The 12,408-nt window shown below is 64.6% G+C and carries 11 protein-coding genes; 2 read left to right on the plus strand and 9 right to left on the minus strand.

The genetic code is table 11. The features are described from left to right. Nucleotides 1-3: 3 nt before the first annotated feature. Both U8330_RS15895 and U8330_RS15900 read right to left on the minus strand, forming a co-directional pair. Nucleotides 4-1,314, minus strand: a complete 1,311-nt coding sequence (locus U8330_RS15895) for a glycosyltransferase family 2 protein (RefSeq protein ID WP_323106223.1) — start codon at nt 1,312-1,314, stop codon at nt 4-6. Then, nucleotides 1,314-2,525, minus strand: a complete 1,212-nt coding sequence (locus U8330_RS15900; RefSeq protein WP_323106224.1) for a glycosyltransferase family 2 protein — start codon at nt 2,523-2,525, stop codon at nt 1,314-1,316. The genes U8330_RS15895 and U8330_RS15900 overlap by 1 nt, the downstream gene beginning before the upstream one ends. Before the next feature lie 184 nt (nt 2,526-2,709). On the opposite strand from U8330_RS15900, the gene U8330_RS15905 reads away from it, so the two are divergent. After that, a complete protein-coding gene (locus U8330_RS15905) occupies nt 2,710-3,033 on the plus strand; it encodes a chorismate mutase family protein (RefSeq protein ID WP_323106225.1) in 324 nt (107 codons plus the stop codon). A gap of 7 nt (nt 3,034-3,040) precedes the next feature. Here the strand turns inward: U8330_RS15905 and U8330_RS15910 are convergent, their stop codons facing one another. The 7 genes from U8330_RS15910 to mscL form a co-directional block, all read right to left on the minus strand. Further along, complete coding sequence (locus U8330_RS15910) at nt 3,041-3,235, minus strand: hypothetical protein (RefSeq protein WP_323106226.1); 195 nt, start codon at nt 3,233-3,235, stop codon at nt 3,041-3,043. Beyond that, on the minus strand, nt 3,232-3,795 hold the full coding sequence (locus U8330_RS15915; RefSeq protein ID WP_323106227.1) for a dTDP-4-dehydrorhamnose 3,5-epimerase family protein: 564 nt from the start codon (nt 3,793-3,795) through the stop codon (nt 3,232-3,234). The genes U8330_RS15910 and U8330_RS15915 overlap by 4 nt, the downstream gene beginning before the upstream one ends. Continuing rightward, nucleotides 3,792-4,871: a CDP-glucose 4,6-dehydratase gene (gene rfbG, locus U8330_RS15920; RefSeq protein WP_323106228.1), complete on the minus strand. Its 1,080-nt coding sequence runs from the start codon at nt 4,869-4,871 to the stop codon at nt 3,792-3,794. The genes U8330_RS15915 and rfbG overlap by 4 nt, the downstream gene beginning before the upstream one ends. Nucleotides 4,872-4,873: 2 nt before the next feature. Then, the gene (rfbF, locus tag U8330_RS15925; RefSeq protein WP_323106229.1) at nt 4,874-5,644 is read right to left on the minus strand and encodes a glucose-1-phosphate cytidylyltransferase; all 771 of its coding nucleotides are present in this window, start codon (nt 5,642-5,644) and stop codon (nt 4,874-4,876) included. Between the two features lie 176 nt (nt 5,645-5,820). Further along, nucleotides 5,821-6,816, minus strand: coding sequence for a UDP-glucose 4-epimerase GalE (gene galE / locus U8330_RS15930; protein WP_323106230.1), 996 nt, complete (start codon nt 6,814-6,816; stop codon nt 5,821-5,823). A gap of 85 nt (nt 6,817-6,901) precedes the next feature. Continuing rightward, the gene (locus U8330_RS15935) at nt 6,902-8,086 is read right to left on the minus strand and encodes a pyridoxal phosphate-dependent aminotransferase (protein ID WP_323107320.1); all 1,185 of its coding nucleotides are present in this window, start codon (nt 8,084-8,086) and stop codon (nt 6,902-6,904) included. Between the two features lie 143 nt (nt 8,087-8,229). Next, a complete protein-coding gene (gene mscL, locus U8330_RS15940) occupies nt 8,230-8,667 on the minus strand; it encodes a large conductance mechanosensitive channel protein MscL (protein WP_323106231.1) in 438 nt (145 codons plus the stop codon). A 229-nt stretch (nt 8,668-8,896) separates the two neighbouring features. On the opposite strand from mscL, the gene U8330_RS15945 reads away from it, so the two are divergent. After that, nucleotides 8,897-12,406, plus strand: a complete 3,510-nt coding sequence (locus tag U8330_RS15945) for a PAS domain-containing hybrid sensor histidine kinase/response regulator (protein ID WP_323106232.1) — start codon at nt 8,897-8,899, stop codon at nt 12,404-12,406. Nucleotides 12,407-12,408: the final 2 nt, after the last annotated feature.

Consider the following 12,408-nt stretch of genomic DNA (forward strand, 5'->3'; position numbering starts at 1 on the left):
CGGTTAGCCGAAGCGGCGCTCCAGGGATGGATCTGGGATATTCGGACTGTCTTGCTCTTGCTCAGGCCTCGCCACGAAAGACAGGGACGGCACGGTGACGAGTTGATCGATGGGAGCAAGAATCCATTGAACGAAATCGTACAGCTGCTTGGGACGCTCCACGCCCCCGATTGATTCCGGGACAAACAGCGAGCGATCAACGACACCGAGCAGTTCGCTTGTTTCGAGGACCGGCTTCTGCGCCGGCGGGTCGAAAAACCTCGCATAACGCCCATCCGCCCAGGCTGCGAAAGCGGCGCGGTATTTCGCCACGGCATGCTCGTAGTCTGCTTGATCCAGAGAAAAGGCAGAACAGTCCGCTTCGCATGATTTCGCGAAGTTCTCCTGCCATCCATCGATCATAAGACCGTGCTTTCGTTTGAAATACTCGATGGCCTGTGCGCCGCTTGCTGCGATGCCAAGGGTGGAAGGAAACGGGAAGTCACGAATGAGACCATTGGCATTGGGGTCGAAGCCGAGATCCTTGACCATCTCGCTCTGCAGCTTCGAATAGTTTTCAACCCCCCGGGCGCGGGCCTGGTTACTCTGTCTGCAGGCCCCGTCGATTGAAAATGGGCGTGCGGAATACATAAAGCGGTTTGCTGTAACGAGAATCTTGCAGAAATTGTCGACGTCGACCGTCGTATGGCCGAAAAACCGTCCCCCGAACCGTGTGCGGATCGCGTCCATCAGCTTTCGTGAGACGAGGCAATGGAAGATCGTGAAGGGGACAGCAGCCGTCAAGCTGCGGTGGCGCCACATGAAATATTCGTCAAGGAGAGTGGCCTTTGGCACTTCGCCAAGAAAATCCAGCAGGCTGATCGAGATTTTCCCGTCTTTTTCTCGGTTATCCGGCCATCGATAATAGATCCGGGACCAGGAGATGATGTCGAGATCGGGTTTCTCACGGAGCGCGCGGTCCAGGAGATCCGGAATGTTGGGGTCGATGTAGTCATCGTCCCCACACATCGTCATCCAGTCGCCGCGGCTGTTGGCGACACAGCGTTCGAAATTGTCCCGCATGCCGAGCGGACGCTCGAGAGAGGGCAGGAAGCGGATCCGGTCGTCGCTGAGCGTCTCCATGAACGCCCGCATGATCGATCCGTCGTCCGAGTTGTCGGCAACGACGAATTCAAGATCGCGACGCGGGTTGCTGATCATGTCCAAGATCAGCTGCTTGAAGTAAGGCTGTCGATTGCGCGAGGGCAGCAGGATCGAAACTTTGGGACGCGGCGAGTGCGACTTCGCCGCAGAAGACGCGACTTTCCGCTTCATCAGGCAGCCTTTCTCCCGGCAAATGCTGTTGCGATTTCGGACGGAGAGACGAGTGCCTGGCCGACGAAATGATAGAGATCGGCTGGCGTCACCACGGTTGGAATGACTTCGTCGACATAGAGCGTGGTCTTGTCCATGCCCTGGAAGACGCTCCCGACCCGCACCTCCTTGTATCTCGGCTTGAAGAACTTGAGGAAGCGGCCACCCTTCCACTGGCTCAGCGCCTGCCTGTATCCGGCGACCATCAGATCGAAGGCATAGCGGGACTTCGCATTGCCGCAGTCGATTCCGCAGGCTTCGGCAAAGTTCCGCTCCCAGCCGGCAGGACGCGTATAGCCGAAGGTGACGCAGAACCATTGCTGAACCTGCGCAACTGCGGCGGTCACGCCGAGAATGCAACCGAACGGGAAATCCTTCATGTACGGATCTTCATCCATGTTCCGGCCGAGCTCGGCCATGATCTGCGCATGCCGACGCTTGAGCTCGTCGGGGTTGCCGATCGTCCCGGAATTGCTAGCGAAGCAGGCTCCGAGCACGGAGAACGGTCTCTCGCAGTAGAAGAACCGCTTGGCATTGACCAGAAGCTTGCAGCTCGTTTCGAAATCGACGGTGAGATGGCCGAAATGCCGGCCACCGAACTTCGCCTTGTTCGCATTCATCACCCGACGCGACACGGCGCCATGGTAGATCGAAAAGGGGCAATGCGGGGTTGCATCATGGGTCCGCCAGGAAAAGAATTCCTGAAACAGGTGCTCCCGCTTAACCTCCTGAAGCCGGGTTCCGAGCGGGACCGCGACATTGCAGTGGACAAGGCGATTGTCGGGCCAATTGTAGTTCAGCCGTGCCCAGACCAGAACATCGACATCCTGTTCGGCACGGCAAAGCGTGTCCAGAACGCCTGCCACCTCCGGATCCACATAATCATCATCCCCGATCACACAGATGAAGTCGCCTGCGGCGGTGTCGATGCAGCGTTCCCAGTTCGCGTTCATGGGAAGGACGCGGTCGGTGCTGGGGAGATAGGTGACGCGCGGGTCGCGGCTGATCTCGGTCATGAAGCCGTTCATGATCGAGGGATCGTCGGAATTGTCGGCGAAGATGAACTCGATATCGGTGCGCAGCGAGACGACGAGGCTCTCGATCGTTTTCTTGAAGGTCTCCTGGCGGTTTCGCGAGGGAACGCAAATGGTCAGGATCGGCGGCGTGCGCATCAGGATTCTCCGTTTCGATCAGGCTATCCGCAGCGGCTTTCGCGAGGCTGATCTGGCCAGGCGGTGGTGCGGCTGCGAAAGTCGGTTCGCAGAGGCGAAGAATTGCTCTAGAAGAGCCGCTCGACAGGAGCCGGCCGGCCTCCGCCAAACGCCGGCGCCGTGAACGATGAGGAACGGAAGACCTATGAAAAAGGCTGCAGACTGCCGGTCGATGGAGGAGCTGCGCGTGGAGATCGACCGGATCGATCTCAGCCTGATGCAGCTTCTCGCCGAGCGCTGGAGCTTCATCAATCGGGCGGCCGAGATCAAGGCCGATGCCGGCCTGCCCGCCGATATTCCCTCGCGCGTCGACGAGGTGCGGGCCAATGTGCGCGCCCATGCCGAGGCGCTGGGGCTCGATCCGCTGTTCTACGATCGGCTGTGGTCGCAGCTGATCCGCCACAGCATCGATTTCGAGGACGAGGTGCTTTCGCCCGGGCGCGACGCGAACGGAGCGCCCGGGGCCTGAGCAGCACTCAGATCGCCGGCCGGGCGGCCAGTGCCGCCTCTTCGGCCTTGGCATCGGCGAGCGCCTTTTCGGCGGCGAGCGTATGCCAGCCGAGCCGCTGCAGCGCGAAGGCCACGGCCGGCGTCGGATCCGGCAGGCAAAGCATATCCTTGTCGTCTGCTGTCTTCGGGGCGCCGAGCCCCGGTGTGCCTTGTCCAATCACAGCGTCAGTCCCGTAAAGCTGGGGGAGAGGAAGGAGTGCGCGGCGTCGCGCGGCGAAAGATTGACGACCTCGAGCGGCCAGGCGATCGCCAGCGCCGGATCGAGGCTATGCAGCGCATGTTCCGCCTCCTGCGCATAGGGCGCGGAGGTGGCATAGACGACCTCAACCTCGTCGGTCAGGGCCTGGAAGCCATGGGCAAAGCCTTCCGGCACCAGCATGGAGCGGCCATTCTCGGCCGAAAGTTCGGCGGCGAAGCTTTGAAGAAAGGTGGGAGACCCGTGGCGGATGTCGACCGCGACATCGAGGATCGCCCCTTCCAGGCAGGACACCAGCTTCTTCTCCGCGTAAGGCGGCGCCTGGTAGTGCAGCCCACGCACCGTGCCGCGCAGGCGCGTGCGGCTTTCATTGATCTGCGCGACCGGCTGCGTCCAGCCGAAGGGCGCAAAATCCTGTGCGCAGAACACGCGGGAAAAATGCCCGCGTGCATCGCCCAAGCGCCTGCGCGCCAGGAGAAGAACGCCGTTGAGCGCGCGCGTCTCGATGGCGAAGCGGTCGCTCATCCCGCCGCTCTCCACTGCATGTCCCGCCGGCCGGCATGGATGAAGTCGCGGATATCGGCCAGGCACAGCTCACGCGCAGAGGTGCCGTCATCGAGCTTGCGATACCATTCCATGGTTCGCCGCACGGTTTCCTGCAGCCGCCAGCGCGGATAATAGCCGAGCTCGCTGCGCGCCTTCCCGCTGTCGAGCACCAGATAGCCGGCCTCGTGTGGGCCCTCGCTTCCGTCCCCCAGCAACACACCGCCGCGGCCGAAATAGCGCTCCGCCATCGTCAGCACGGCGCCGACGGAGGCGGCCTCGCCATGGTCCGGACCGAAATTGAAAGCCTCCAGCCCCTCGGGCGCGTGCCAGAGGCGCTGGGCAAGGCCGAGATAGCCGCCGAGCGGCTCCAGCACGTGCTGCCAGGGGCGCACGGCGCGCGGCCGGCGCACATGCAGCGTCGCACCCGCCTGCCAGGCGCGCACCGCATCGGGGATCAGCCGGTCTTCCGCCCAGTCGCCGCCGCCGATGACATTGCCGGCCCGCGCCGTGGCAAGCCCGACGCGCCGTGCCGCGAAATAGGAGGACCGGTAGGAGGCCGCCACGATCTCCGCGGCCGCCTTGCTGGCCGAATAGGGATCCTCGCCGCCGAGCGGATCGCTCTCCATGAATGCGAGCCCGGTTTCGGGATTGTGGTAGACCTTGTCGGTGGTCACGACCACGATCGAGCGCACATCCTCGGCGGCGCGCAGCGCATCGAGGAGATTGGCCGTGCCGAGCACGTTGATGTCGTAGGTTTCGGCGGGATTGCGATAGCCCGCCCGCACCAGTGCCTGCGCCGCCAGGTGGAAGACGATCTGCGGGCGGCTGCGCAGCACGTGGTTGAGCACGGCGGTGCGGTCGCGAATGTCGAGAATGCCGGGCCCTTCGCAGGCACCATCCAGCAGGCGGTGCAGCGACGGCTCGGTCTGCGGCGCCAGCGAAAGGCCGGTGACCTCCGCGCCCAGTTCCTTCAGCCAGAGCGCCAGCCAGCTTCCCTTGAAGCCGGTGTGCCCCGTCACGAGAACACGTTTGCCGTACCAGAAATTCGCTGTCATGCTTACCAGACCTTCCAAGGCGGAGCGCCGCTTTGCCAGAGGCTTTCGAGATGGTTCTTGTCGCGCAGGGTATCCATCGGCTGCCAGAACCCTTCGTGGAGAAAGGCGCGCAGCTCGCCCGATGCCGCAAGCCCCGTCAGCGGCTCGCCCTCCCAGCTCACATGATCGCCGTCGATGCGGTCGATGCAGCGCGGCGAGAGCACGAAGAAGCCGCCATTGATGAAGCCACCCTCGCCTTCCGGCTTCTCGATGAAGCCCCGCACCTCGGTTCCTTCAAGCTGCAGCGCGCCATAGCGCGCCGGCGGGCGCACGGCGGAAACCGTGGCCAGCCTGCCGTGGCTGCGGTGAAAGGCGATGGTGGCGCCGATATCGATGCTGCTGACGCCATCGCCATAGGTGAAGCAGAAGGCTTCATCCTCATCCAGATAGCGCGCGACCCGCTTCAGCCGACCGCCGGTCATGGAGCTCTCGCCGGTATCGACCAGCGTCACCCGCCAGTTCTCGGCGCTCTGGCGATGGAACTCGACGCTGTTGCGGGCAAGGTCGAAGGTGATATCCGACATGTGCAGCCCGTAATTGGCGAAGTATTCCTTGATCACATAGCCCTTGAAGCCGCAGCAGATGATGAAGTCGCGGATGCCGTGGGCATAATACATCTTCATGATATGCCAGAGGATCGGCCGTCCGCCGATTTCGATCATCGGCTTGGGCCGCAGATGCGTTTCCTCGGCAATGCGCGAACCGAGCCCGCCGGCAAGGATGACCGCCTTCATGCCACACGTCCTTCCGCCCGGCGCCCTTCGGGGCGCCTGTTAAGGCAGTGGGTGCGTGGCAGGGCAATGACAGGCATCGGCGTCCAGAGGTCCTGAGAAGGCTCATCGTGGACGTGACCTTAAGCGCCGAAGCTGTTGTCAAACTGGCGTGAAACCGCCTGTTTCAGCCGCGGCTTTCAATCGACGGCGTTGCGCCGCGACAGGCGGTCTTCCCAGTCGAGCGCGCTGCGGACGATGCGCTCCAGATCGTCGAATTCCGGCTCCCAGCCAAGTTCCTGGCGGGCGAGCGCCGGATTGGCGACGATCATGGCCGGATCGCCGGCCCGCCGGCCCGCGAAGGTGACCGGAAACTCGGCCCCATGCACCTTCTTCACCGTGTCGAGCACTTCGAGCACCGAGAAGCCATGGCCATAGCCGCAATTGGCCGCAAGCGAGCCGCCCCCGGCGCGCATGCGCTGCAGGGCTTTGAGATGCGCCTGCACCAGGTCCCAGACATGAATATAGTCGCGCACGCAGGTGCCGTCCGGCGTCGGGTAATCGGTTCCGAACACGCTCATCGACGGCCGCTTGCCGAGCGCGGTGGCGCAGGCGACCTTGATCAGATGGGTGGCAAGCGCAGACGACTGGCCGGAGCGCCCTTTCGGATCGGCGCCGGCCACGTTGAAGTAGCGCAGCGCCGTATAGGTGAAGGGATGGGCAGCTGCCGTGTCGCGCAGCATGATCTCGGTCATCAGCTTGGACGAGCCATAGGGGGATTCCGGGCGCAGCGGCACGGTTTCCGTTACCGGTTCGAGCACATCCGGCGTGCCGTAGACGGCCGCGGTGGAGGAGAAGACGAAATAGGGCACGCCGGCCTTGACCGCGCTCTCGATCAGGCTGCGCGATTTGACCGTGTTGTTCTCGTAATAGCCGAGCGGATCGGCAACCGAGTCCGGCACGACGATCGAGCCGGCGAAGTGGATGATGGCGTCGATGCTGTTTTCGGCGAAGATGGTCGCCATCAGCGATTGGTCGGCAATGTCGCCCTCGTAGAAGCGCGCTTCGGGTGCTATCGCCCAGCGGAAGCCTGTGGACAGGCGGTCGATCACCACCACGTCTTCGTTGGCATCGAGAAGAGCCCAGACCATGTGGCTGCCGATATATCCACCGCCGCCCGTGACCAATACCGCCATTATCCAATCCCTTGTTGCTCAAATGTGCGGGGATAAAACGCGGTTTTGCCGCACTGCACAAGTCCCCTTCAAACAGGCGTCCCGCTCAGAGCTTGGCGATATAGTCCGCCAGGCGGCCTGCCGCTTCGCGCACCTTCAGCGGATCGCGCAGGAAGCAGGCCCGCAGGAAGGCGGAGCCACCCTCGCCAAAGGCGGTGCCGGGCGCCAGTCCCACGAGGGTCCGGTCGACGATCTCAAGCGCCGCCTGCCGGGAATCGCTGACCCCGTCGATCTTGAGGAAGGCATAGATCGCGCCGTCCGGACGCAGCGTGTCCACCCGGTTGGTGGCGATCAGCGCGTCGCAGAGGATGTCGCGCGACTGGGCGGCGCGCTCAACGTTGGCCCTGAGGAAGGCGTCCCCCTCGTCGAGCGCGGCGACGGCGCCGGCCTGGATAAAGGCGGCGACGCCGGAGGTGGAGTACTGGATGAGATTTTCGATGACCTGCCCCAGCGCGGCGGGTGCCACGATCCAGCCGACGCGCCAGCCGGTCATCGACCAGTTCTTGGAAAAGGAATTGACGAAGAGGATCTTCTCGTCCTCCTCCATCACGTCGAGGAAGGACGGCGCCCGGGCATCGGCATAGAAATACTGCGCATAGATTTCGTCGGAGAGGATCCAGAGGTCGTGCTTGCGGGCGAGCGCCAGCAGCGCGTTGAGATCGTCCTTCGTCGCCGTCCAGCCGGTGGGGTTCGAGGGCGTATTGACGAACAGCACCCTCGTTTTCGGCGTGATGGCGGCCTCGAGCCGATCGAAATCCAATTGCCAGCGGCCGTTTTCGAAGGAAAGCGGCACCGCGACGGGGACCGCGCCGGAAACGGCGGCGGACGCGGCAATATTGGGCCAGGCGGGGGTAAGATAGATCACCTCGTCGCCGGGCGAGGTCAGCGCTTCGACGGCAATCTTGATCGCCTGCATGCCGGACCCGGTCACATAGAACCGATCGACGGACAGCGCCGCATCGAAATGGCGGGCATAGTAGCGCGACAGCGCTTCGCGCAGCGCCGGAATGCCGCGCTGCCAGGTGTAGAAGGTTTCGCCATCGGAAAGGGACTGGCGGGCGACGCGGGAGATGAAGTCCGGGGTCGGCAGGTCCCCCTCACCCACCCACATCGGAATGAGCCCCTCCCGCCCGCGGGCATAGTTGAACACCTCGACGATGCCGCTTTCCGGCGCCTCCAGCGCACGGCGGCTGACGGCGGCAAGCGGGCGGGCAAGGCTGGACACGGACATTTCCACGGCGGGGTCTCCACGGCAAACCGGCCGGGGAGACCCGGCCGGTGAGTGATCATGCCTGCCTTCTATCCGCTTCGCGGGCGGAGTTCACGCGACAAGTGCTGACGCGTCGATCAGCTCCGCTGATGAATGGAGCCGCGTCAGACGCGCTGGGTGCGCAGGAGATCGCGGATCTCCGTCAGCAGCAGCACGTCGGCCGGCGGCGGAGCCGCTTCCGGCTTACCTTGCGCCTTGTCCCGCTCCACCGAGGCGCGCAGCCGGTTCACGGCCTTGACCATGAGGAAAATGATCCAGGCAAGGATGACGAAGTTGATCGCGACGGTGACGAAATTGCCGTAGGCGAAGATGGCGCCCTGCTTGCGGGCTTCGGCCAGTGTCGTGGCGGTGACATTGCCGGTCAGAGCGATGAAATAATTGGAAAAATCGAACCCGCCGCCGGTGAGCGCGCCCACGACCGGCATGACGAGATCGTTGACGACGGAATCGACGATCTTGCTGAAGGCCGCGCCGATGATCACGCCGACGGCGAGATCCATGACATTGCCCCTGGCGATAAATTGCTTGAACTCGTTCAACATGCTCCCACTCTCCTGGCGAAATCCACTGTCCCCGGATGGGACGCGCCCGTGTGCGCCCCTGCGTTGAATTTAGCCTGCTGCGCACGAAAGGGAAGCGTTACGTAGGCATGACTGTAAGAAGTTGCGGTCGCTGCCGGCCCCGTCTTCGACTTAAGACGCAGCCCGCCGCCAATGTTCAAGGCGGCCGGCATCCCCTATGGTAAGGGGGCTCTTGCAATGGAGATGGGGCATGCTGTCCGGCTCGGTGATCTTCGGCACCGCCTTCGCCTATCTGCTGCTGCTCTTCGCGGTCGCGGCCTATGGGGACCGCAAGGCCCGCACGGCGGCGGGCGGCAGGCCGCTCGTCTATGCGCTGAGCCTGGCGATCTACTGCACCTCCTGGACCTATTTCGGCGGGGTCGGCCTGGCGGCGCAACGCGGGCTGGAGTTCACCGGCATCTATATCGGCCCGATCCTGATGTTCACGCTCGGCCTGCCGGTCATCCGCCGGATCATCGCGCTCGCCAAGTCCGAGCGGCTGACCTCGGTCGCCGATTTCGTCGGCGCGCGCTACGGCAAGAACCCGGCCGTGGCGGCGATCGTCGCGCTGATTTCGCTCGTCGGCGCCATTCCCTATATCGCGCTGCAGCTCAAGGCCGTCTCGGGCTCCGTGGCGGCACTGGTCGATACCAGCGGCTACGGCATCGGCGCGCATATGATGGGCGCGCAGATCACCGGTCCGCAGGGCTTCGTCGAACTGCCCCTGCTCGTCACGCTGTTTCTCGCCTGTTTCGCCATCATTTTCGGGACGCGCCACACCGACGCGACCGAGCACCAGGACGGGCTGATCCTGGCGATCGCCATGGAATCGGTGGTCAAGCTGGTGGCCCTGGTAGCGGTCGGTCTCTATGTCGTCTTCGCGCTGTTCGACGGCCCGGCGGATCTGATGGCGCGCGCGGCAGCCGATGCGCAGGTCATGGCGGCGGTCTCCTACGAAACGCCGCTTCCCCGCTGGATCCTGCTGATCGGCCTCTCCTCGGTGGCGATCGTTCTGCTGCCGCGTCAGTTCCACGTCACCGTGGTGGAAAACCGCAGCGACCGGGAACTGCGAACCGCCGGCCTGCTCTTCCCGCTCTACCTGATCGCCATCAACCTGTTCGTGCTGCCGGTGGCGGTGGCCGGCATGCTGACCTTCAAGGGCGAAGGCGTGGCGGACCTCTATCTCCTGACCCTGCCGCTTGCCCATGGCAATCCGGCGCTGACCATGATCGCTTTCATCGGCGGGTTCTCGGCCGCTACCGCCATGGTCATCGTCGCCTCCGTGGCGCTGTCGATCATGATCTCCAACGACATCGTCATGCCGGTCTTCCTGCGCCGCAAGCTGCTTGGCCGCGGCGTGCCGCGCGACATGGCGGGGCTGCTGCTCAATGTGCGGCGCGGGGCAATTTTCGCCGTGCTCCTGCTGGGCTATGCCTATTATCGGGCAGCCGACATGTCTGCAGGGCTCGCGTCGCTCGGCCTGCTCTCTTTCGCGGCCATCGCGCAGATGGCGCCGGCGCTGTTCGGCGGCCTCGTCTGGCGCCAAGCCAATGCCCGGGGTGCCATTGCCGGCATGACCTTCGGCTTTCTTGCCTGGGCCTATCTCCTCTTCCTGCCGAGCCTCGGCGGACCGGATTATTCGGGCGTGGCCGCCGCTCTGCTTTCCTTCCTCTTTCCCTTCGCCGACACATTTTCCGGGCCCGGCGCCGATCCGCTGGTCAACGCAACGGCGCTCAGCCTGATTATCAACGGGCTCGCTTACGTGCTCTTCTCCCTCTCCCGCGCGCCGAAGCCTTTGGAGAGGCTGCAGGCCGGCATCTTCATCCGCCGGGCCTCGCGCAGCGAACGCGCCTTTGGCGGCCGCAAGACCAAGATCACCGTTTCGGACCTGAAGACCACCATCGCGCGCTATCTTGGCGAAGAGCGGATGCTCAGATCCTTCCACAGCTACGAGACCCGCATCGGCCGGCGGCTGGCGGATCACCAGGTCGCCGACATGGCGCTCGTCACCTTCTCCGAACAGCTGCTCGGCAGCGCCATCGGGTCTTCTTCCGCCCGCCTTGTGCTCTCGCTCGTGCTGCAGCGGCTGGATGACGCCTCGTCCGACACCGCCTGGCTGCTCGACCAGGCGAGCGAAGCCCTGCACTATAACCAAGACATGCTGCAGACCGCCCTGTCGCAGATGGACCAAGGGATCGCCGTCTTCGACAGTGCCAACCGGCTGATCATCTGGAACCGGAGGTTCCGCCATCTGCTGGACCTGCCGGAAAGCACCGGGCAGGTCGGCGTGCCCCTGAGCGAGATCGTCGCCATTCTCGAAGCCCGCGGCGACGGGGTGCGGGACGGGAGCGACCCGCTTTCGACCAGCTTCCTGACGCTGGAAAAGCCGTTCCAGCTCTCGCTTGGCGGCGGCGAGCGGATCGTGGAGGTGCGCAGCAATGCCATGCCGGACAAGGGGCTCGTCACCACCTGCACCGACATCACCCAGCGCGTGGCGGCCGACATGGCGCTGAAACAGGCCAACGAGACGCTGGAAGCGCGGGTGGCCGAGCGCACGGCGGAACTGACCCGGGTGAACCGCGAAGTGGCGGAAGCCCGCGCCGCGGCGGAAGAGGCCAACAATGGCAAGACCCGGTTCTTCGCCGCCGCCGGCCACGACATTCTCCAGCCGCTGAACGCCGCGCGCCTCTATTCCTCCGCCCTGGTGGAGCGTCTCGGCGAGACCGACGACCGCGCCCTGGTTCACAACATCGATTCCTCGCTGGAATCGGTCGAGACGATTCTCGGCGCCGTGCTCGATCTGTCGAGACTGGACACGGGGGCGATGAAACCGCGGCTGCAGACCGTACCGCTGAACGAGTTCCTGCGCCGGATCGAAACGGATTTCGCCCCCGTCGCAAGGGCCCGCGGCCTGAGGCTGACCGTGATGCCGACCCAGCTTTCGGTGCGCACCGACCCCAATCTCCTGCGCAGGCTGGTGCAGAACCTGGTGTCGAACGCGATCAAATACACGCCCGAAGGCCGCGTGCTCGTCGGCGTGCGGCGGCGCGGTGGCCAGGCACTGATCGAAGTCTACGACACCGGGATCGGCATTCCCGCTTCGAAGTTCCGCACGGTCTTCAAGGAGTTCGCCCGGCTGGACGAAGGCGCGCGCACGGCCTCCGGCCTCGGCCTCGGGCTGTCGATCGTCGATCGCATCTCGCGCGTGCTGCACCATGCGGTGGAGCTGCAGTCGACCCCTGGCCGCGGCACGCGGTTCCGCGTCGGCGTACCGCTCGACACGGCGGTTGCGACACCACGCCGCCGCTCGGCCAAACCGCTGCCCGCCTCGACGCCGCTAACGGGACTGCGGGTGCTGTGCATCGACAACGAGCCCGCCATTCTCGACGGCATGCGGGTGCTCTTGGAAAACTGGGGCTGCCAGGTGGCGCTGGCGGCATCGCGGGAAGAGGGCGAGGCGGCGGCCCGCGCCGCGTGCCCCGATGCGATCGTTGCCGACTACCATCTCGATCAGGCGACCGGGCTCAGCGCCATCGCCGCCGTGCGCGCCCTCTCCGGCGCCGCCCTCCCGGCTCTGCTGATCACGGCCGACCGTTCGGCGGAGGTGCGGGCTGCCGCGGAACGGGATGGCGTGGCGCTGCAGAACAAGCCGGTGCGCCCCGCCGCCCTGCGCGCCTGGCTGACCCAGGCTTCTCTCGCGCAGCGCGCCGCGGCCGAATGAAG

Source organism: Rhizobium sp. CC-YZS058 (genome assembly GCF_034720595.1).
In the GTDB taxonomy this organism is placed as follows: domain Bacteria; phylum Pseudomonadota; class Alphaproteobacteria; order Rhizobiales; family Rhizobiaceae; genus Ferranicluibacter.

Excerpts from the sequence above, each read along its gene's own strand:
- U8330_RS15895 (WP_323106223.1), bottom strand. The coding sequence starts at position 1,314 with ATGAAGCGGAAAGTCGCGTCTTCTGCGGCGAAGTCGCACTCGCCGCGT.
- U8330_RS15900 (WP_323106224.1), bottom strand. The coding sequence starts at position 2,525 with ATGCGCACGCCGCCGATCCTGACCATTTGCGTTCCCTCGCGAAACCGC.
- U8330_RS15905 (WP_323106225.1), top strand. The coding sequence starts at position 2,710 with ATGAAAAAGGCTGCAGACTGCCGGTCGATGGAGGAGCTGCGCGTGGAG.
- U8330_RS15915 (WP_323106227.1), bottom strand. The coding sequence starts at position 3,795 with ATGAGCGACCGCTTCGCCATCGAGACGCGCGCGCTCAACGGCGTTCTT.
- rfbG (WP_323106228.1), bottom strand. The coding sequence starts at position 4,871 with ATGACAGCGAATTTCTGGTACGGCAAACGTGTTCTCGTGACGGGGCAC.
- rfbF (WP_323106229.1), bottom strand. The coding sequence starts at position 5,644 with ATGAAGGCGGTCATCCTTGCCGGCGGGCTCGGTTCGCGCATTGCCGAG.
- galE (WP_323106230.1), bottom strand. The coding sequence starts at position 6,816 with ATGGCGGTATTGGTCACGGGCGGCGGTGGATATATCGGCAGCCACATG.
- U8330_RS15935 (WP_323107320.1), bottom strand. The coding sequence starts at position 8,086 with ATGTCCGTGTCCAGCCTTGCCCGCCCGCTTGCCGCCGTCAGCCGCCGT.
- mscL (WP_323106231.1), bottom strand. The coding sequence starts at position 8,667 with ATGTTGAACGAGTTCAAGCAATTTATCGCCAGGGGCAATGTCATGGAT.
- U8330_RS15945 (WP_323106232.1), top strand. The coding sequence starts at position 8,897 with ATGCTGTCCGGCTCGGTGATCTTCGGCACCGCCTTCGCCTATCTGCTG.